25 protein-coding genes are annotated in these 18521 nt (G+C 66.2%); 6 read left to right on the plus strand and 19 right to left on the minus strand.

The features are described from left to right. Positions 1-194: 194 nt before the first annotated feature. The 8 genes from IT361_03025 to IT361_03060 all read right to left on the minus strand — a co-directional run bounded on the left by IT361_03025 (position 195) and on the right by IT361_03060 (position 6731). Complete coding sequence (locus IT361_03025) at positions 195-482, minus strand: hypothetical protein (GenBank protein MCC6316640.1); 288 nt, start codon at positions 480-482, stop codon at positions 195-197. Then, complete coding sequence (locus tag IT361_03030) at positions 479-2143, minus strand: hypothetical protein (GenBank protein MCC6316641.1); 1665 nt, start codon at positions 2141-2143, stop codon at positions 479-481. Before IT361_03030 ends, IT361_03025 begins: the two co-directional genes overlap by 4 nt. Before the next feature lie 3 nt (positions 2144-2146). Continuing rightward, positions 2147-2680, minus strand: a complete 534-nt coding sequence (locus tag IT361_03035; GenBank protein ID MCC6316642.1) for a hypothetical protein — start codon at positions 2678-2680, stop codon at positions 2147-2149. 335 nt (positions 2681-3015) lie between these two features. After that, entirely contained in the window at positions 3016-3297 is a 282-nt protein-coding gene (locus IT361_03040; protein ID MCC6316643.1) for a DUF1905 domain-containing protein, read from the minus strand. Between the two features lie 51 nt (positions 3298-3348). After that, complete coding sequence (locus IT361_03045; GenBank protein MCC6316644.1) at positions 3349-3765, minus strand: hypothetical protein; 417 nt, start codon at positions 3763-3765, stop codon at positions 3349-3351. Between the two features lie 73 nt (positions 3766-3838). Continuing rightward, positions 3839-4372: a hypothetical protein gene (locus IT361_03050; GenBank protein MCC6316645.1), complete on the minus strand. Its 534-nt coding sequence runs from the start codon at positions 4370-4372 to the stop codon at positions 3839-3841. A 408-nt stretch (positions 4373-4780) separates the two neighbouring features. Then, positions 4781-5419 carry a hypothetical protein gene (locus tag IT361_03055; protein ID MCC6316646.1) on the minus strand — a complete coding sequence of 213 codons (639 nt, stop codon included), beginning with the start codon at positions 5417-5419 and terminating at the stop codon, positions 4781-4783. A 379-nt stretch (positions 5420-5798) separates the two neighbouring features. After that, on the minus strand, positions 5799-6731 hold the full coding sequence (locus tag IT361_03060) for a LysR family transcriptional regulator (protein ID MCC6316647.1): 933 nt from the start codon (positions 6729-6731) through the stop codon (positions 5799-5801). A gap of 178 nt (positions 6732-6909) precedes the next feature. On the opposite strand from IT361_03060, the gene IT361_03065 reads away from it, so the two are divergent. From IT361_03065 to IT361_03075, 3 genes are read left to right on the plus strand one after another with little or no spacing between them, the layout of a single operon-like run. Continuing rightward, positions 6910-7641: a hypothetical protein gene (locus IT361_03065; GenBank protein MCC6316648.1), complete on the plus strand. Its 732-nt coding sequence runs from the start codon at positions 6910-6912 to the stop codon at positions 7639-7641. Continuing rightward, on the plus strand, positions 7638-8318 hold the full coding sequence (locus IT361_03070; GenBank protein ID MCC6316649.1) for a DUF2306 domain-containing protein: 681 nt from the start codon (positions 7638-7640) through the stop codon (positions 8316-8318). The genes IT361_03065 and IT361_03070 overlap by 4 nt, the downstream gene beginning before the upstream one ends. Before the next feature lie 11 nt (positions 8319-8329). Beyond that, positions 8330-8800, plus strand: a complete 471-nt coding sequence (locus IT361_03075; GenBank protein MCC6316650.1) for a DUF2938 domain-containing protein — start codon at positions 8330-8332, stop codon at positions 8798-8800. 192 nt (positions 8801-8992) lie between these two features. Here IT361_03075 and IT361_03080 read toward each other — a convergent pair whose 3' ends face one another. The 9 genes from IT361_03080 to IT361_03120 form a co-directional block, all read right to left on the minus strand. Further along, positions 8993-9733: a class I SAM-dependent methyltransferase gene (locus tag IT361_03080; protein MCC6316651.1), complete on the minus strand. Its 741-nt coding sequence runs from the start codon at positions 9731-9733 to the stop codon at positions 8993-8995. 153 nt (positions 9734-9886) lie between these two features. Next, entirely contained in the window at positions 9887-10279 is a 393-nt protein-coding gene (locus IT361_03085) for a hypothetical protein (GenBank protein MCC6316652.1), read from the minus strand. A gap of 56 nt (positions 10280-10335) precedes the next feature. Beyond that, on the minus strand, positions 10336-10815 hold the full coding sequence (locus tag IT361_03090) for an OsmC family protein (protein MCC6316653.1): 480 nt from the start codon (positions 10813-10815) through the stop codon (positions 10336-10338). A 34-nt stretch (positions 10816-10849) separates the two neighbouring features. Further along, complete coding sequence (locus IT361_03095; protein MCC6316654.1) at positions 10850-11221, minus strand: hypothetical protein; 372 nt, start codon at positions 11219-11221, stop codon at positions 10850-10852. Between the two features lie 191 nt (positions 11222-11412). Beyond that, complete coding sequence (locus IT361_03100) at positions 11413-12036, minus strand: DUF1211 domain-containing protein (protein MCC6316655.1); 624 nt, start codon at positions 12034-12036, stop codon at positions 11413-11415. A 157-nt stretch (positions 12037-12193) separates the two neighbouring features. After that, positions 12194-12856 (minus strand): NAD(P)H-dependent oxidoreductase, encoded by a 663-nt coding sequence (locus IT361_03105; protein MCC6316656.1) that lies wholly within the window; start codon positions 12854-12856, stop codon positions 12194-12196. Between the two features lie 90 nt (positions 12857-12946). Beyond that, positions 12947-13489, minus strand: coding sequence for a hypothetical protein (locus IT361_03110; protein ID MCC6316657.1), 543 nt, complete (start codon positions 13487-13489; stop codon positions 12947-12949). Positions 13490-13541: 52 nt separating this feature from the next. Further along, the gene (locus IT361_03115) at positions 13542-13997 is read right to left on the minus strand and encodes a hypothetical protein (GenBank protein MCC6316658.1); all 456 of its coding nucleotides are present in this window, start codon (positions 13995-13997) and stop codon (positions 13542-13544) included. A 136-nt stretch (positions 13998-14133) separates the two neighbouring features. After that, entirely contained in the window at positions 14134-14487 is a 354-nt protein-coding gene (locus IT361_03120) for a lipocalin-like domain-containing protein (protein ID MCC6316659.1), read from the minus strand. Positions 14488-14793: 306 nt separating this feature from the next. On the opposite strand from IT361_03120, the gene IT361_03125 reads away from it, so the two are divergent. From IT361_03125 to IT361_03135, 3 genes are all read left to right on the plus strand, one after another. Continuing rightward, on the plus strand, positions 14794-15081 hold the full coding sequence (locus IT361_03125) for a type II toxin-antitoxin system Phd/YefM family antitoxin (GenBank protein MCC6316660.1): 288 nt from the start codon (positions 14794-14796) through the stop codon (positions 15079-15081). A 5-nt stretch (positions 15082-15086) separates the two neighbouring features. Continuing rightward, the gene (locus IT361_03130; GenBank protein ID MCC6316661.1) at positions 15087-15356 is read left to right on the plus strand and encodes a Txe/YoeB family addiction module toxin; all 270 of its coding nucleotides are present in this window, start codon (positions 15087-15089) and stop codon (positions 15354-15356) included. Between the two features lie 148 nt (positions 15357-15504). Then, positions 15505-16098, plus strand: a complete 594-nt coding sequence (locus IT361_03135; protein MCC6316662.1) for a hypothetical protein — start codon at positions 15505-15507, stop codon at positions 16096-16098. Here the strand turns inward: IT361_03135 and IT361_03140 are convergent. Both IT361_03140 and IT361_03145 read right to left on the minus strand, forming a co-directional pair. Next, entirely contained in the window at positions 16085-17209 is a 1125-nt protein-coding gene (locus tag IT361_03140) for a hypothetical protein (protein MCC6316663.1), read from the minus strand. The genes IT361_03135 and IT361_03140 overlap by 14 nt on opposite strands. A 294-nt stretch (positions 17210-17503) precedes the next feature. Continuing rightward, positions 17504-18481, minus strand: a complete 978-nt coding sequence (locus tag IT361_03145) for an integron integrase (protein MCC6316664.1) — start codon at positions 18479-18481, stop codon at positions 17504-17506. Positions 18482-18521 lie beyond the last annotated feature (40 nt).

Genomic DNA, 18521 nt, shown 5'->3' on the forward strand with positions numbered 1-18521 from the left:
GTGCTCGATGGGTTGTTGGGGGGCGACCTTGAGAGCCGAGGCGGCCCGGGAGGCGAGGGTTGAACGGCGCTGACGTTCGCGGCCGGGAGCCCCGCGGTCAAGACCCGCGCGTGTCACCAGGGCAGGCGACCACGACGTGTCGCGTGGTTCGCCGCCTGCGGACTGGCTGCGCCGTCGGGAGACACTGCCACGTGCTACGCATCGTTCGATCGCGGGGGCGGCGGCAGCATGCACGCCGGGTTGCGCCGGAACCTGAGATAGCCGATGACGGTGAACAGCGCGGCGAACACCGCGCCCCAAAGCGCCCCATACGTCGCGGCGTCGATGAAGGAGCTCCCTCTTGCGACGCGCACAACGGTGAGCACCACCAGCGCGGCGACGAACGCAGTCGCAAAGCGTGTGAACCAGAAGCGCCACCCCATGCCGTACTTCTCCGTGAATCGATGCCTGACGCTGAAGACCGCGTCGCACTGCATGGTCACCTGCATCTCCCGATGGCTTGCCACAGCCGTTCGTGCGTGCGTGACAGACGCACGAACGTGCGCTCCTGAAGGATGCCCTTGGCACGCACCACGCTCCAGAGGTCGCGCCGATCTCGCGCACTCCATCGCGACGCGTCGCGCTCGATCAGGTCGAGGAGCGGGCCGAGCAGCACGGCTCCACGGCGCTCGCTGGGTGTGAGCGCCGTTCGATCGCCCGTGAGCCGGTGCTTCTGGCGTCGCGCCTGCGAGAGGACGTGGACGATGCGCTCCCCGGCCGGCACATGAGCGAGTGACGCAGCCACCCGCAGCCCCAGGTCCACGAGCCGCCGCTCCTCGACGTGTGCCACCGCGCTCGTCCTCGTGAGCTCCAGCACCAGGTCGCCGCCGGCCAGCGACCGAAGCACAGCGGGAGTCGATCGCTGTCCGGGCGCCTTCAGTCGACGACGTTCACGATCGGCCAGCACGCGCGCCCGTGCGTCGATACGGCGAAAGCCGAGTCGGTCGTAGAACCAGTACGCACCCGACTGGATCGCCTCGTCGTTGTCTGCCCCAAACTGGTACGGGCTCACCACGAACCTGTCGACGCCGAACAGTCCACGAAAGGCGCGCAGCGCCTGGGCGAACACATACGCGGCCTCGGACCCTCGAAACGCGTCGAAGATGTTGATGCCGGTGTTGGCCTGGTTGGCCAGCGCCGTGACCCCACCGTAGCCGATCGGTACGCGGTTGCTGAACATCACGTAGCCGTAGTTGGCCTCCAGTGCGAGTCGGTCCGCGAGCCCGGCGCCCATCAGGCACAGCTGAACGCCTTCACCAAACTCGGCAATGTAGACTTCTTCGAGGTTGGCATTGGCGATGGCGGCCACTTCGCGGCAGCGCGCCGCCAGCGCGGCCAGCGATGCGTCCACCCAGTCCTGGGCCTCGCTGCCTCCCACCCGCCGCACGACCGTGAGCGGCGCCGAGATGAATGCCGCAGGATCGCCTGCCACTCGGCGAAACGGGCCCCGCGTGCCGCACCCCATGCCCGGCGCCACGTTCCGCGACGTCGACCATCGCGAGTTCGCCAGCGACCACACGAGCGGCACCTCGGCGTTCTCGTACAGCTCGCGTGAGGCGGCATCCGTCGCGAGTGGCCGTGGTCCCACCAGCCACTCGACCACCCCACCCGCGAGTCGCGCGCTGGCGCGCTGCACCCATTGGCGCGTGGAGAGCCCGGACTCGTCGAACGCGTCGAGTTCCGCGGGGAGCATCGACAACCGGATGAGGGGATCGAGGCGTTCCGCGTCCTTGTCGCGTTGCCATCGCGGGACCACGCTTTCGCGCTGCCTGACGAGCCAACGTGCGACCCCGTGCATGAACGCGTGCGTCGACCGCGTGCCGTCGATGCCCGAGTCCTGCAACCGGCGCGCTTCGGATCGCGAGAGGTCGCGCACTCGCCGGGCGATGCCGCGCAGCGCCCGTCGTGCGGCGGTGGTGAGCGTCCTGCTGTGCGGGAACGCAACGAGGAACAGCAGTTCGTCGTGCAGCGCGGCCACGGCGCGCGCACTCCTGAGTTTCCGTCGCGCGAGCGTTTCGAGCAACCGAAGGCGTGCGCGGACGGCGTCGGGCGTCGAGTCGTTTCGCCGCCGCGCGAGCGCTCGCAGCAGCGCGGCCGCGCGCACCCGCTACTCGGTGTGTGCCGCTCCGCCCGCTGCCGACGTTGGGAGCACGTGACGCAAGCTTGCGAGGGCGCGCGGGTGGTGTCTGAGCATCCACACACCGCCCACGATGACGGCCGCCACGTTGGCCAGCACCACCGACCAGAACGGCAAGAGCGCCCTGAACGACGCCGAGAGCAGCCCAATCCCGAAGATCGTCACGAAGAAGCCGGCCCCGATGAGCAGCCACGCGAGGCGTCGCTGTGCCGGTGGGCCTTCGAGGTGCGCCACGAGCCACGCCACGATCAGCCCGATGGTGAGCGACGCGACCAGGTGCAGGGCGTTGAACAGGCCGATGGCGACCATGTCGAGGGGGATCGGCAGCTGCAGCACCGCCGGGTCGCGAACGCCACGGAACACCGTCTGGCCGAGCAGGTTCACCGTGAACAGCGTGCCCCGGGCGGCAAGGAAGTCGAAGATGGCGAAGAACGCCGCCACCGTGGCGTATCCGATGATGCCGAGAACGATGCCTTCCCGGAACGTGCGTGTGCCCTGGGTCATAGGCCCTCCGTCGACTGGTCCACGACCCGAGTCTACCGCTGGGAGGCGGGTGCGTGAGTCAGGGAGTCCTTGACGTGGTGTCGTCCGGTCGGCCGACGGCCCCAGCACCGGTCATCGGGGCCTTCGAAGGGTTTGGCGCTCAGCAGCTCGGCACGACGCGCGCGCCTGCTCGTCTCACAGCGTGACGACCGCAGCGCGCCCCGCGAGCCGGTCCCACCGCAAGGCACTATTGGAGAATCCGGGTGGCGGCGATTGGCGCGAGGGCAATGATCGGCGAAGCCCGAATCGCTCCGCGCCCCCCCAGGGCGAACCGCCAGGTACTCCGATCCACAACCTCACAACACCGAGAAGCGGATTTCCACCCGCACCGTGTCACCATCGCCTTTCTCCCCGCGCGCCGCCTTCGGAACCGCCAGCAACGTCCTGCCGCGCTTGTCGCGCCACACACTGGTGCGCCACTCGTAGCCATCGACGATCGCGAGCACGGGGGTCCGGCCCCATCCATGAGTGACCGGGGGCGCGTACTTCTCCGGCACGGGCGCAAAATGCCACCCCCCCTTGCCCGGATAGCGCCACAACTTCGCGCGAAACCGCACACTGAACGCTGCCGACGACATGGGTTGCTGACCCTCCGTTGGCCAGGCCGACGTATCGGGACCAGGATTGTGTCAGCCCGCGCCCAGGGCACGACCCATGGCGACCACCCCCGCCACGATCCCCACGGCGACTACACATGCGGAGCCGGTCGACAGGTAGCCCATTCTCCTCGAATGGATCGAACCAGAGACCGCCAGACTCGCCAGCAACATCGCCACGCCAACAAGAATCCGCCAGCCGCCACCAGCGACGCCGACGCCAAGGCCGCACTCCCCCGCGCCGGGGCGGCGCTCCACGCAAACGACAGGTAGGTGAACAGCACGGTGGGAAGCATGAGGGCCGCTGCCGCGACCGTCGCCATGCCGATGGACGCTCACCATCGCACGGTGGTCCTTGAGGCCGAGCAAGAGCGCCAGGAACGTGAAGGAAAAGCCACAAAGCACGGCGGCCCGCGACGCCAACTGCTTGAACGCCTCCAGATGGTCCATGTATGACCCCACCCGTCGCAGTGGTCCAGGACCTCCCTCGAGCATTGCCGGGAGGGCGCACCACCGAAGATCGCTAGAACATGACCAACACGCCAAGGCCCACTCGCCGCGCACTCGCGCGCACCTCGAGCGACCCGCGCGATGCCAGCGGCACGTTCTCCCATCGCTCCCGCCCGACCGCGGCGCCGATGATCGCACCGGTTATGGTGCCCGTGGCGATCCACGTCGCGAGGTCCGAGCCGTCGACGCTGGGATCGCAGACCTCACACCCTTCAGCCGCCGCATAGGTGAAGATCGTAAGGCCCGCGTAGATCCCCGCACCCCACAGCGCCCCGGTTCGTGCACCGAGCCAGCGATCTCGCCCCCGACTCACCCGGAGCGCGGTCAGCTCGGAGATGCGAAGGTCGAACGGCGAACCACGACCGGTGAACACGCGAAGGGTGTCCCCGTGCCGCTCCAGCACCGTGGCTGTTTCGGCCGAGAGCTCCGGACTGCTCACGCGAATGCGCGCTCCAGGCTGCACCTCGACGGCCTGGGCCCACGCCGGCTCTGCGACTGCGGTGAGCAGGGCGGCAAACACGATCGAACGGACGGTGTGACGACGCATGGAGGACTCCGGCGGGGGTTGGAGCCCACGATACCCGCGCAGGGAGACTCGCCCGATACGTCAAGTGACGCAGCAGCCCCGCCTTCCCGATCCTGCGCGGGGTGCGGACGCCCCTGGAGCGAGAACGTCTTGAGCTGGTCAGCCATGGTGTGGTCCTGGCGCGGAGGGCAGCGCGCAGGACGTCGGCCTCGAAATCACTCGTCAGGGATCATGGACTCCACATCCACCATGACAGCCGGCTGGCGCGGGGCGGTTGAGGGCTTCGTTGAGCGGGCCAACCTGGGAAGCCCCAGTGAAAGGCGCAGGCAGGTTCGCTCGCATCTCCGATGCTCCGGTGGCCGAGGAAGGCCTGGGTCAGTACTCGGAGTCTTCATGGACTCGCCACTGCACAGACTCTGCCTCCCGGGCTCAGCGCACCTCTTCGCCTGGCTGCGGCCTCCGCAGCATGACCGCGATCATGAACATGAACAGTGGCGCCGTGATTGCCCAGGGGAAGCCGAGGAACAAGAGCTTTGTGGAGTACGTTGGCCAGAAGTACACAACGCTGATGAGCGGTGTCACGAGCGCGTGGGCGATGAGGGACCGCCGCACCCACCGCCCGAACCCCGCATTGCCGACCGCCGGCAGAGCCACAAGGGCAGCAAAGCCCATGGCGACGTACCCTATCGCGTCGTAGTTCCAGAACATCGAATGCGGTGTCTGGTCGAGCACCCGGATCGCCTCGAGGCTCCCATCGAGTTTGGCAGGCACCACCGTCGCGAGCTGCACGACATAGTTGGCGATCACGAATACCGCGTAGATCGTCGCGAATACCAGCGCTGCATGCGTCCAGAACTGCCTCTCGCGCGGCGTCAGGTGGTGGAGGGCAAGCATCTCGATGAGGAAAGGCACCACGATGCAGAGTGATGTCCCGTAGATCAGGCGCTCGTCGGCCGGGAAGCGGAGCCACCCTCCAACTTGCAGCAGCTGCACCACGTCGTACGCAATGGCTGAGGCGCAGGCCGCCAGCCCGGCCCAGTAGCCCACTTCCCTGATGCTGCGTACCACCTTCCACCTCCGAGGGATGCATGGTCTTCATGCGCCTGCGGCACTGCCGTCGGCCTGTGATTCAGGCAAGGTCGCCCACGATGCGGCCGCGGCGACCTCAGGTTCCTGCTGCTGGAATCTGCTTCCGTCTCATGCAGACACCAGTTGGTGAGAATCCTGACAGGTTGCTCGACACCTCTCCGCTGACACCAGCGCGATGCTGCCTGCGCTTACCGCGACTCCCGGGCGACGCCTGATGGACACTGTGACGCACCCACGTTCGGAGCGTGAGCAGACACAGCGATGCGCATGGACATCGCTCATCACCTGCACGGGCAGACGCTACGCGCGTCTCTGCTGGTGCGGGGAGGTCTCCGGTTTCAGCGGCGGCAGTGCATCGTCACTGCGTTGACTTGCACGCCTCACGCACGCAATCCCGGAGCCAACGGTGGGTCGGGTCCGCGTCCATCCGAGGATGCCACAGCAGGGAAACAGTGAACTCCCGCGCACCGCCCGGCAGCGGAAAGGTGAACATCCCCGCACGCATGCTGGCCGTGTGGCGTTCCGGGACGGTGGCAATCAGATCCGACGATCGAGCCAGAGCAAGCGCCGCACCGAAACCCGCCACGATGGTGGCCACGTTGCGCCGACCACCGGAACGAAGGATCGCGTCATCGCCAATTGCCTCGTCCAACCGCCGTCGTGTCACGAGGATGTGCCGACCCGCATCGTAGCGGACGGCCGTCACCGGTCGTCGGGACAGCGGATGCCCGTCTCGCACCACCCCCACGAGACGATCCCGGAACAGGCCCTGCGTACGAATTTCAGGTCCGATCTCTCTGTCGACCACACCGGTCTCGAGGTCCACGCCACCTTCGCGGAGCAACGCGCTCTCCTTGCTGACCTTCTGGACAAACCGGAGTCGGACACCCGGTGCGTCCTTCGCAATCCGCTCCATGAGGGCACCTCCGAAGTTTTCAACGAACCCATCACTGGTCCGCATCGTGAACGTCCGGGTCGCGGCGCGCAGGTCCGGAAGCCTGGCTGGCTGGAGGATTGCCTGCACGTCTCGCAGCAGCGGTCCCACCCGTTCCCGCAACTCGATCGCGCGCGGTGTGGGCACGAGGCCGCGCCCGGCCCGGACGAGCAGGGGATCTCCCGTGGCCGAGCGCAAGCGCGCAAGGGCACGACTCATCGCCGACGGGCTCAGGCGCAGGCGGCGCGCAGCGTGCGCAACGCTACCCGTCTCCAGAAGGGCGTCGAGCGTCGCCAGGAGATTCAGGTCCGGCACCGAGGCGGGGCCCCCTGCGGAACGTGTGATATGGCGTCTCATGCATGTATTGTGTGCAATTCGTGCGTCTTCCGCCATGTCAGTCCGTGAGAAATCCTTCGGGTGCATAGGGAACACACCTCTCACCTGAAAACCGCTTTCCATGACCCACCCCGAAAGACGTACTACTCGCGTATCGACCGCTCGCTTTGCCTTGCTGGTGCTGGCGGGCGCATATCCCGTGATCACCGCGATCTTGTACCTGCTCATGCCGCTCACGGCGGGTTGGGCGATCTGGCAGAAGACGCTGCTGGTGGCGCCTATGATGGTTGTCGCGATGGTCTGGGGCGTCATCCCCATCGTTCATCGCCGGTTTGGGCGGTTCATCTCGCAGGCGGTTGCGCTGATCGTCTCGCTGACCGGCGCCCTCGCCAGTCCGGGGCCTGCCGGCGCCCAGGGCGCGGCGCCGCATGCTACGCGATGGGAGTTCAATCTTCCCTCAGGCACCCTGATCCCGATCGGCGGACAGGGCCGGGCACTCAAACGCGGCGATCACTCGGCAGCGCAACTCGCATGGAGGTCGCGACCCACTCTCGCTTTTACCACCACGGTTGGTTGGACGCGCAGCCGCGACCTGGCGACGCCCGGGAAGCGGCGCGTTGATATCATCATGTACGACATCGGCGCCGAGTGGCGCCGCGCGCCGCTTGGTGCGGGAGTGCTGACAGCACGCCCCTTCATGGGTGTCGGTGCAGGTGGCCGGACCTACGACTACCGCGGGATCCGCGCGCACGCCACGCACACCATCGCCGCCTATGGCGCCGCTGGCACGGAACTGGGTGATGGGCGGCTGCGCTTGCGTTTCGAAGTGCGCGACTATGTCAGTGGCTTCGCATCTCCCGGTGACCAACACATCGGCAGAACACGCCATGATGCGCTGGTGATGGCAGGACTGCGTTGGGTGCGGCAATGAGCGCGCGTGGATTCGCCCCGTGGCGTCCGGGGTGGCGCGCACCGACGCTCCTGATCGCCTTGAGCCTCGTCCCGACGTTCGCCGGCGTGTGGCGACTTGCCGCGCTTGCCACCGGATCCGCGGGCTATTCCGACACCGCGCGCTTCCATGCTGCGCCAGCACCGGTCGTGTTGCATATCCTCGCAGCAATCCCCTACAGCATTTTTGGAGCATTCCAGTTCGCGCCAGCATTGCGCCGACACAAGTGGCACCGCATCGCCGGCCGCGTGCTCGGCGCCTGCGGGCTGGTCGTGGCACTCTCCGGCCTGTGGATGGCGCAGTTCTATCCCTGGCCTGCAGGTGACGGCGTCGGCGTATACGTGGAACGATTGCTCGCTGGGACCGGCATGCTGACGTTCCTTGCGCTCGGCGTGCGCGCGGCAGCACAGATGAAGTTCCCAGCCCACGGGGCATGGATGACGCGCGCTTACGCCCTCGGCATGGGAGCTGCTACGCAAGTGCTCACACACCTGCCGTATGTCCTGTTGATCGGGACACCCGATGAAACCTGGCGAGCGGTGCTGATGGGGGCCGGGTGGGTCATCAACCTGTTCGTTGCCGAATGGTCCATTTGGTCAGATCGGCGCGCCACCCGCGGTCCGCTGCCACAAGTCGTTGTTGCAGGAGGCATCTCGTGATCGGGGAAACCATGCTCACCTCCGCGCTCATCGGAGCCGGCGCGACCGCTCTGACCGACCTTTGGAACACGCTGCTCAGGCGAAGCCTCCACGTTTCGTCCCTCAACCTCTGCATGCTCGGGCGATGGGTGTGTCACCTGCGACGCGGCGTGTTCCGGCACGCCAGCATCACGTCGGCACCATCATGCGCGCATGAATGCGGGTTCGGTTGGGTGATCCACTACGCGATTGGCGCTGCGCTGGCAGTTGGCTTCGTATGGTTGGTCGGTTCGAGGTGGCTGCAACACCCGACAGCGCTTGCTGCGCTGGTCTTCGGTGAATGCACCACGGTGTTTCCGTTCCTCATCCTCCAGCCCGCGCTGGGTCTTGGGATCGCCTCCTCGCAGGCACCGAGTCCATGGCGAGCTCGCCTCAAGAGCATTGGAACCCACACCGTGTTCGGCTTCGGGCTGTACGTGATGGCACTCACCTTCAAGGCCTGACGATACCAACCCGTGGGACAGTCGGCACGGTGCATCGACTGAGATAGTCGGTCGAGGTCCTATGCAGACGCCAAGGCACAACCCGACAATCAAACACGGACCGCATCTCCCGCGTGAGCCTCACGACGTGCAGCACAGCAACCATCGAGGCAGCGATCCCATGCCCGCCGATCACAGCCAGACGACAATGACTCAGGTTCGACGCCCGACGAACACGTGACGCATCCATGGATCGATCGTGACGCGGGCTGGCAGCCCGGCCCCGTCAAAGAAGCGCAGCCACTCCGCCTCGCTGAACAAACCGTGCTGGTGTCGATCGAGGTCCATGCGCATCGATCCGTCGGCCTCGCGACGCACCACGGCGTACACCACCTCGAACGACGACGTGTCCGGATCCGCCGGCAGGCTCCACTCGAGAAACCGGAGCGCGCGACCGTCATCACCGTCCTCGCCACCGTGGTCGGCATCCGGATGGTACGACTCGCGCACGACGTCGGGCGCCACGAGCACCTGCCCACCAGGCCGGCAATGCACCGCCGCCGTCGCCAGCGCCGCACGCACGTCGTCCGCGGCGACGAGGTACATGATCGCGTCATGGATCAGCACCACGTCGAACTGTCGGGCAAGGCGAAGCGTGCGCATGTCGCCTTCGATGTGCTCGAGTTCCGGATTGATCGAGCGACTCGCCTGCAACATCCCCGGAGATCGGTCACTCAGCGTCAGCGCATAGTGCGCCTTCATGTGCGACGCGAGGTTCCCGCCGCCGGACCCGAGTTCCAGCATCGTTGGCCGCGTGCCCTCCGCCACCGGATCGAGCATGGTGAGGAACGACTCGACCTCCTCGGCGTAGTCCTTCGCGTCGGAGAGCAGTGGCCACCACGGCGCCAGTTCGTTGTAGAGGCGCAGGTTCTCGTTTGGGTCGTGTGCCGTCACTCCGCGACCTCCTCCCGCATGTTCGCCGCGCGCATCGAGCGGCGGTCGGCACGTCGCTGGCGTGCCATCACACGGACCTCATTGGGGAATTGCCACCTGCGCTTGTATCCCGATGCACCCATCGGGCACCGTCCCGTCGCTCGCTCGGCGGCGTCAGGTGCCGCTGGGCGACCGCCGCGTCATGACCATGGGGTAGCGCTTGCCGCCGTGGTAGGTGACCTCGCCCTGAACGCTGTTCCCGTCGGGGGTGAGCGTTCCCCTGAACGTGACAGGCCCTTCGGGCGACTCGACCGCGAGGTCGACCTGACGCCCGCTCACTGTCGCCGAGCGCACCGGCAAGGCATTCGGGCCGGCCGCGCGCAGCTCGCCGGTCCACGTCGCGCCAGCGCGCGCCAGCGTCATCGAACCCGGCGTGACTCGGCTCCCAACGTCCACCGAGAAGTCCCAGGCGCCGGCGAGGTCCGGCGCGGACGCGCGAGGAACGGTCGCTCCACACGCCGTTGCGGCGGAGAAGAGAAGGACAGCGAACGCGCGTCGAGACACCATGATCGGAGTACCAGGCTGTAGAAGCAGTGCTGTACGAGGAACTTCCACCCTGCGTTTCAGCGTTCGTCCGCGAAGTTCGGAGTGCACACGATTTCGGTCGTGACGCTGCTCGCGATGAAGCACTGCTCGTGGGCGGCGTGGTGCATCGTCTCGATGTCGTCGCGCGTGGGACGCTTGTCACCGTCGAACCTGCTCATGGGCATCAGGTTGACGCGAACCATGGCCATCTTTCCGGCGGAGTTTCTCCCCATCGTGCCACGGGAATGATCTGTGTACTCGCTGACCACAAAGCCTCGCTTCGACGCGATCGACAGAAACCAGAGCATGTGACAACTGGAAAGGCTCGCCACGAACGCCTCCTCAGGGTCGACCGCCTCCGCGGACGACATGGGCACCGGGACGACGGCGGGCGATGAGGAGGCTGGCACCACCGTTCCGCCATCGAACGTCCACGTGTGTCTTCGGCTATAGCGGTTGGTCGTGAACGAGTCGTCGGTGCGGAGCTGCCAATGGATCGTCGCGTGGTGAGTGGCCATTCGCTCTTCTGGTGAGCTTGAATGAGGCTGGTCGTCAGATCGGCGTGGCGAACAGGAACACGATCATGCCTATGGGCGCCCCTATGACGCCACCGACTACGGCTCCGCTCACCGCGCCACCGTACTCTTCCGACTGCCCGGCGAAGAACCCGATCACGCCACCGATGATCGCGCCCCAGAGCAGGCCGCGGCGGGCGACCGCGCCACGCGTCGGCCGCGACTCCTGACCCGACGGCCCCGCGTTGGTGCGCATCACATGCGGGAGCGCACCGATGGTGGGCCGAATGGTGACGGCCTGCCGACACGGACCGGCGCACGTCGCAAACGTCACGGGAGCGACGGCCTGCGCGTCAGCCGTGGTGCAGAGCAGCGTAAGCAGGGCAATGCCACTCAGTCGAATCCGCATCTCGGTTCCTCCGGCCGATGGTCTAAGCTTGAACTGCATCGACACGGGTGACGCAAGGCGGCAGAGCAAATTCGCTCCAATGCCCGCGAGCTCGAGAGTGCGGTGATCCGGCTCCTGGCATACGGATCGCTCAAGCGTCGAGAGATTACCGTCGCTCTCGCGCAGGAAGCTGGCGCACCGAGGGCACAGCATCAGACAGGTGCGCCTTCGTCGACGTCAGCAACTTTCCGGGGCACGCCGGCGCCATCCAACGATCGCTCGATTCGGGGATCAGGCACCAGCCAGAGCAGCGCAACGGCGACGTAGAGGACCTGCGCCACCCACGTCCACGCCAACGTACACACGATGGCGAGGAGATAGAGTGCTGGCGACACCCTGCCCTTCCAGTCACGGCCGACCGCGGCCTTCAACGGTGACTGCGGCCCCTGCGAGGCAATGATGGTTTGCTGCAGCATCCAGTAGGCGATGGCCGCTGCCAGGAGCACCACGCCGTACAGCGCGGAGGGCACCGGAGCAAAATGGTTCGCGCCCATCCAGCCGGTGACGAAGGGAAGGAGCGACAGCCAGAACAACAGATGCAAGTTGGCCCAGAGAATGCCCCCGGTGACCCGGTTGCAGGTGTGGAGCATGTGGTGATGGTTGTTCCAGTAGATCCCTACGTAGACGAAGCTGAGCGCGTAGCTCATCAACACCGGAGTGAGCGGCGCCAGGGCTGCGAGGCTGTCCCCGGTGGGAATCTCCAGCTCGAGCACCATGATCGTGATGATGATGGCGAGCACACCGTCGCTGAAGGCCTCGAGTCGGTTCTTGCCCATGTGGGTCATGCCGATCGTCATCCCCTCTCGTCCATCGAATGTCCTGCACCAATCGCCTGGCGGCGCAACAAGGGGCAGCATATGCGTGGCGGCGGCAGCGCGCTACCGCCGGCCGATCGAATGCTCACGTCGTATCACGCCATCACGCGCTTGCGTATCAAGCAGACACCGGGTCCACGCGATCGGCCTCGGAGCTTGGCGGTTCCCCGAGGAACTCGACCCACGCGCGCTTGATGCACGGGTAGTGCCGAGCGGCTTCGACCAGCGACAGGAAGGACTCGATGTTTCTCTCGAAGCGGGCCTGCAGCGCGTTGTCCGAGATACTGCCGGCTACCAGTGCCTTGTGTGCCTGCGCCAGTGAGAACATGTCAGGGTAGATCCGCGCGCCGAGGTGCTCGAACGGAACTCGCAGGGACCACAAACCCCGATTGCCACCCACGAGCGAGGGTGAGGCACTCAGGAGCAGGCCATGCTTGCCGTCGAACGGTTGCGGCCGAAAGCGCGAGGTCCAATCGATCAGGTTCTTGAGTAACCCTGGCATCGACGCGTTGTACTCCGGCGACGAAATGATGAACGCATCGCTTGCCATGAGGCGACGCCGGAACTCCTGCGCCCCGGTGGGGAGATCGTGCGCTCTCTCCTCATCGCCGTCGTACGGCGGGACGTCGAAATCCCGCATGGCGGCCCGATCCACCGTCGCGCCGGCCTGCTGGGCGGTCCTGGCTGCGAGGTCGGCGAGCTTGACGTTCAGCGAGTCACCGCGAAGCGAGGCACCGAACACGAGAATATTGAGCTTTGGCTGCGGAACGGCTGGTCTCATGTCGTCGCCTCTCGTTGGTGTCCGTGTGAGCTTCCCGGAATAGCACGCGTCGAGCGTGCTGGGCAAGGCATCCCATTCATGGGTCGGCGATCAGGCGCCACCCCGGCCTGACGCCCAGATGATCCCGACGTCCAGGTGACCACGCGTGGTTCCACGTTCGCGAGCAAAGGATCCGTAGCGCCCTTCCACGGCCCACGATCCGCGTCGCATGCCAACGCCTCCCACCACGACCCACGTACTCCCGCTCGGCGGCGCCGGTCCGTCCTCCCACGCCACGGTGTAGCGTTCCGGTCCTGCCAGGAAATAGAACCCGGCGGGACCCAGAAGGAGTCCGTGCAGGCCCACGGACAGGCCGTTTCGTGCCGACTGTGGATAGGGAGGATAGACGGCCGCATATCCCTCGGCCCGTGGCATGTATCGTAGGGTCGCCAGAACCCGAAGGCCCAGGCGCCCGCTGGAGCGCTCCACGCCGACGCTCCCGGCGATGTTGTTGTCGAAGTTCCAGCCACTATCGCGCGTCAGGTACGCAGAGGCACCGACAAGGGCCCGCGCCCGTTGCGCGCTCATGATGCCCGGGCACGCGCTGGTGGTCATCAGGATTGCCAGGGCGTGAACCACCGAGCCGATGCGCATCACCCTTTTCCTGGTGGAATGGTTCCGACGTACCCGCGCAGCTTGCCCCGTGTCACACGCGGCCCGCGCGGCCCATGTCGACCCTTGCCCTGCTGAGCGCGGACAGCCAGGCGCGTCCCGTGGCTCGCATGTGGGTGACTTCCCTGATGTTTGACACGACGTTGGCCAGATCCTTCACCGGCACATGGGTGTTTGCCGGCCGACCGAAGCTGAATCTCAGGCGCTGCCCGTCGTGCTCCAGAATGAGGCCACCTCCAAAGTAGTACCATGGGATCCAGAACCTTGCATCCGATACCGGCCAGCGAAAAACGACGCTCGCCTCCCCGGCTTCGATCGACGTTGCCAGGCCCTCAGCGCGCATGGCGCGCTCGAGTTTGCGCAGCTGCCACGGCCAGGCCGATCCCGCACCGTGCGCCGTGAACATGACCAGCCGGCTCTGCAGCGAGAGCGTGCCGGGGATGCTGCTGATTCCGCGCAACAACCAGGCCTCAGTGCGAAGGTTGGTCATTCATTGGGATGTTCGCGGAGCCGGGCCGGACGCCGTTAGCCTGACCGTCGAGCGGCATGCATGATCCGAGTCGTGTACACTTGCCGAGCGGGTCAGCCTGCAACATGCACGGCGTCTCCGGGCGGCACAAATTGCGCTAGTGCACGCGCGCAAGCTTTCGACAGGCCCACGGCTCGTGCTCGCTGACTGAGAGCGTATCACCGCGAAACCGGAAGTTGCGGCGCTGGTCCGTCCCGATGTACGCCGGGATCGTACCTCCCCGGACGTGATGAACGACGGTCGAGTCCGACGTGAGGGTGTAGGTACCGAAGTACCCGAGGTATTGTGTGCGCACTTCTGCCATACCGCGAATTGGAACGGAGTCCTTCGTGAAGGCGCCCGTCGGCATCGCGCGCATCGCCTGAATGGAGACGTTTCCTGCCGCATCGTAGATGAAGAAGCCGATCGGCTGGCGACCGAGCGAGTAGGTCGTGTCGCCGGGGCTATTCACGTTGCAGAACTCCAGTATGCGCCAAGTGCCCACGAGACGGGAGCCGGGCTTCTGCGCATCCGCAGGCTGACTCGCCAGAGTCAGAGCTGTGAACGCCGCGCACGTCAATCGCCTCACATCAACCTCTCGGTGTTGGGGGCCAAATGGCCCGTCGGTATGACGTTTGTGTTCAGCAGCGATGCGGTATCAAGGAAGGTGGCGCAGCCGCCAACAACCACAGCCTCGTCTGCTGCAACACACTGTTATGTCGCCCTTGACAGGATGGGCTTACCTGTACAGATTATCTGTACAATACCGGAGGTTCCCATGACCGTCAAGACCAGCTACAGCCACGCCCGCGAGAACTTGGCCACGCTCTGGGATCAGGTCGAGGACTCCCGAGAGGCCGCCGTCATTCAACGGCGTGGCCACGAAGACATGGCGCTGATCCCCGCAGATGAACTGAGCAGCCTGCGGGAGACCGCGTACTTGCTCCGCTCCCCTCAGAATGCGGTGCGGCTGCTGACAGCGTTGACGCGCGCTCGGCGCGGGCGCACCAAGGCGACGGATCTCGACGCTCTCCGCCGCGAGCTCGGGGTGTCGGAGAATCCTTGAGCCCGGTGTCCAAGCGTCGGCGCAGCGCGGTCCTCGAACCGGAGTGTCTCGAGGACCTCCGCTACTGGGTGGACACGAACCGCAAGACGGCCCTCCGGGTCTTGGACCTGGTCGAGGCTGTGCTGCGCGACCCGTTCGCGGGCATCGGCAAGCCAGAACCCCTCAAGCACCTGGGCGGCAACGTGTGGTCGCGACGGATCAACGAGGTCGATCGCCTGGTCTACGAGGTCTTCGCCGACAGAGTCGCGTTTCTTCAGGCTCGCTATCACTACTGACTTGGGGCCTGCGGCATAACGAGGCTGTAGAAAGCCCGGCGCGGCCTGGCGGAGTCTGTCCCAAGGCTAGTTGAAATTTAGGTGGTGCCTCCATAGTCAAGCGTTGATCCCGGCAAGGATTCGCGCTCAAGCACGGAGGACACCACCCATGGCAAGAGTACGGGAAAACCCGCGCGGTCACCAGTCAGTCCCGCCCGCGCACCAGGAGCTGCCCCTGGATGATGGCACCCTGGAACTGGCGGTGATTCAGGCCCTGATCCCGCTGGGGCTCCGCGCGGTCCAGGCGGCGCTGCAAGACGAAGTCACGCGGTTGGCCGGCGCGCGGTACGTGCACGGCGGCGGGCCGGCCGGCGTGGTGCGCTGGGGGAAGCAGCCGGGGTCGATCTATCTCGCCGACCAGAAGCTGCCGATCACCGTCCCGCGCGTTCGGAATCAGATCACGCGCTCCGAAGTGCCGCTGACGACCTACGCGCAGCTGCAGACGCCTCGCGGCCACGACGTGGGCTTGTTCCGCCGCGTGCTGGCGGGCGTGTCGTGTCGTGAGTACGAGGCGGCCGCCGAAGCCGTGCCGGCGGCCTTCGGCCTCACGAAGTCGAGCGTCTCGCGCCGCTTTGTCCGCACCAGTGCGACGGCGCTCCGCCAGCTCCAGGAGCGCCGGCATGACGACGCGGAGTGGCTCGTGCTCCTGCTCGACGGCAAGCACTTCGCTGGGGACCGTCGATACACCTCTAGCGTGATGTGACAATGCGGAATCGCACGAGAGAGGGTACATCGTTGTCATCAAGCATCTGCCCCCACGCCGCGCGACCATCTGCCCAGACGAGATGCGTACCGCGAGGGCCCTCCACCTCGAAGGATGAACGACCGTCCGCCGCGAGCACCGTGAATGCAGCGGCGTGTTCCGGCGAGTCCCAGCCGATCCACACCCTCCCGTCCGCCCCCGCGAGTACTTCGGTGACCGGAGTGCGATATGCTGGCACAAACAGGCGGCGATCGATCTCGCTGGTGGGGAAACGCGGTGCGAGTGTCCGAGTCAGATGTGCGCGGATGCTATCCACCACCCGCGCGTCGAGGCGACGCGGGGTGTATGGCAGGGCCGTCGACCAAAGCGTGTCACCGGCCATGCCGAGCGAGGTCACGCGCACGGCGGCGTCACCGGCGGCGTCCGCCGCATACCGCTCAACGACGAGCACCCGTTCCTTCCAAGGATCGTACGCAGTAAGTGGCGCGTCCGCGAACGGCTGGGCTCGATAAAAGGTGCCTTTCGAGGACCGGAGAATCAGGTGCTCATTGCCGATCGGCACCCACCCGATCGTGTCTGCGGCGCCGATGCCACGCGGAATTCGCAGTAGAGGCAGTGCCACGACCTCTCCGGCCGCTATTGCCCGACCCGTGGTCCCGCCGAAGCCCAAGAGTGAACCATCCTTGAGCATCGCCATGGGATAGAAGAAGTAGAACGTCCCACGGCGTCCGACCTCCGGCGACATCGAGGCGAGACGCGAGATGGTCAGCAATTCGCCCGCTGACGAGAAGCGAGTGACACGTCGGAGATTGGAATCGAGCGTCCAGAGCGTATCGCCGAACAGTCCGATGGCGGTGACGGCGTCGAACTCGCCGGGGCCTGCGCCTCGGCGGCCGACGGTTCTGCGATGTCGCCCGTGCATGTCGAAGACGCGAATCTCCGGGGTCTCGGCGGGGAGCACGAAGACCTCGGAGTCCGAGGCAACTACCTGGCGAATTGCGGTGAACATGTACTCCGCGCCGTCGCTCTCGCTGCCGATCTGGAGCGAGGGCACCAGCCGGCGCTGCTCGGTACGCGGCGGCGCGCCGTCCCGCATACATGCCGAGAGCACGGCACCACAACTGAGGAGTGCTATGCACGCGATACGTCGAACCATTGCACGAACCGCCGCTACGTAGATGCTAGGATTGTTCCGTCCAACGCGAATTGGGCAGCGCTGTGATAAATCTTCGCACCCGCGCCGAGGGTCTTATCCAACACGCCCGCTGCAGCATACGACACGCCTGCCGCATCGGCAAGGAGACGCCAAGCCGCATCAAGCCATAGTGTTATGCGATGGCCCCACGTGACCGGGCCCGGCTTATGCCGAGCGCGAAGTGCGCATAAGACCCATGGCGGCAGAGCGTCACCCCGATGATGGCGGCGGGCCCGGAAGCACGTCAAGAGGACTGCGAACGCCCGGACCGCGATCGAGTACGTGCAGGTAAATCATCGTCGTCGACACGTCGACATGGCCGAGCAGTTCCTGAACGGTGCGAATGTCGCAGCCGCTCCGCAACAACTGCGTGGCAAACGAGTGACGAAAGGTGTGCGCCGTGGCCCGGCGGTTGATCCCGGACGATCGCACCGCGCCCGAGATGGCGCGTTGCACGGTGGTCGCATGCAATGGATACCGCACCCTGCGTCGCAGCACCCTGTCATACACGTCCGCGCGCGCAGGGAAGAGCCAGCCCCAGCGCCAGTCCCGCACGGCGCCTGGGAGCTTCGCCGCCAATGCGTCCGGTAAGGGATAGTACCCTCCCCCCTTCTGCAGCGCCCGCAGATGTCCGCCGCGCAACTCGGCGATCCGCGCGCCGAGTTGATCGAGGAGACGCTCTGGCAACATGGTACGCCGATCCTTGTTGCCCTTTCCGGCGCGTACAACGATCGTGCGCCGCACGAGGTCGATGTCCTTGAGCCGCAACGACAGCGCCTCGTTCAGCCGCAGCCCGGACCCGTAGAGCAACGCCACCACGAGCTTCACCGGCTCGGTGAGCCGAGCAAGAACCAGGTCGACCTCGGGCGGCTCCAGGATGTTCGGCAGCCGATGGGCGTGCTTCGGGCGAACCACGCTCGGCAACCGCGCCAGTGGCCGACCCAGCACGTCCCGATACAGGAAGAGCAGCGCCGCGATGGCCTGCCCCTGTGTGCTGGCACTCAGCGGCCGCGCCCTGGTGAGCGCCTCGACAAACGCCTTGACCTCGACCTCGCCACACTCGGCAGGATGACGCAGTCCGCAGAAGCGCACGTATCGAATGATCCAGCTCCGATACGTGCGCTCGGTGCGCAGACTGTAATGGCGCGTGCGAATCGCAGCGCGAACCTGTTCGAGCAGTCGTGGCACACACGCACGCTACGCGAGCGTCCCCGCGCGACCACCATCG

The organism is Gemmatimonadaceae bacterium, from assembly GCA_020846935.1.
Taxonomy (GTDB): domain Bacteria; phylum Gemmatimonadota; class Gemmatimonadetes; order Gemmatimonadales; family Gemmatimonadaceae; genus RBC101.

What these genes read in the sequence shown, in the direction of transcription:
- IT361_03035 (MCC6316642.1), bottom strand. Translation starts at nt 2,680, where the DNA reads ATGACCCAGGGCACACGCACGTTCCGGGAAGGCATCGTTCTCGGCATC.
- IT361_03040 (MCC6316643.1), bottom strand. Translation starts at nt 3,297, where the DNA reads ATGTCGTCGGCAGCGTTCAGTGTGCGGTTTCGCGCGAAGTTGTGGCGC.
- IT361_03045 (MCC6316644.1), bottom strand. Translation starts at nt 3,765, where the DNA reads ATGGACCATCTGGAGGCGTTCAAGCAGTTGGCGTCGCGGGCCGCCGTG.
- IT361_03050 (MCC6316645.1), bottom strand. Translation starts at nt 4,372, where the DNA reads ATGCGTCGTCACACCGTCCGTTCGATCGTGTTTGCCGCCCTGCTCACC.
- IT361_03060 (MCC6316647.1), bottom strand. Translation starts at nt 6,731, where the DNA reads ATGAGACGCCATATCACACGTTCCGCAGGGGGCCCCGCCTCGGTGCCG.
- IT361_03070 (MCC6316649.1), top strand. Translation starts at nt 7,638, where the DNA reads ATGAGCGCGCGTGGATTCGCCCCGTGGCGTCCGGGGTGGCGCGCACCG.
- IT361_03075 (MCC6316650.1), top strand. Translation starts at nt 8,330, where the DNA reads ATGCTCACCTCCGCGCTCATCGGAGCCGGCGCGACCGCTCTGACCGAC.
- IT361_03085 (MCC6316652.1), bottom strand. Translation starts at nt 10,279, where the DNA reads ATGGTGTCTCGACGCGCGTTCGCTGTCCTTCTCTTCTCCGCCGCAACG.
- IT361_03090 (MCC6316653.1), bottom strand. Translation starts at nt 10,815, where the DNA reads ATGGCCACTCACCACGCGACGATCCATTGGCAGCTCCGCACCGACGAC.
- IT361_03095 (MCC6316654.1), bottom strand. Translation starts at nt 11,221, where the DNA reads ATGCGGATTCGACTGAGTGGCATTGCCCTGCTTACGCTGCTCTGCACC.
- IT361_03100 (MCC6316655.1), bottom strand. Translation starts at nt 12,036, where the DNA reads ATGGGCAAGAACCGACTCGAGGCCTTCAGCGACGGTGTGCTCGCCATC.
- IT361_03105 (MCC6316656.1), bottom strand. Translation starts at nt 12,856, where the DNA reads ATGAGACCAGCCGTTCCGCAGCCAAAGCTCAATATTCTCGTGTTCGGT.
- IT361_03110 (MCC6316657.1), bottom strand. Translation starts at nt 13,489, where the DNA reads ATGCGCATCGGCTCGGTGGTTCACGCCCTGGCAATCCTGATGACCACC.
- IT361_03115 (MCC6316658.1), bottom strand. Translation starts at nt 13,997, where the DNA reads ATGACCAACCTTCGCACTGAGGCCTGGTTGTTGCGCGGAATCAGCAGC.
- IT361_03125 (MCC6316660.1), top strand. Translation starts at nt 14,794, where the DNA reads ATGACCGTCAAGACCAGCTACAGCCACGCCCGCGAGAACTTGGCCACG.
- IT361_03135 (MCC6316662.1), top strand. Translation starts at nt 15,505, where the DNA reads ATGGCAAGAGTACGGGAAAACCCGCGCGGTCACCAGTCAGTCCCGCCC.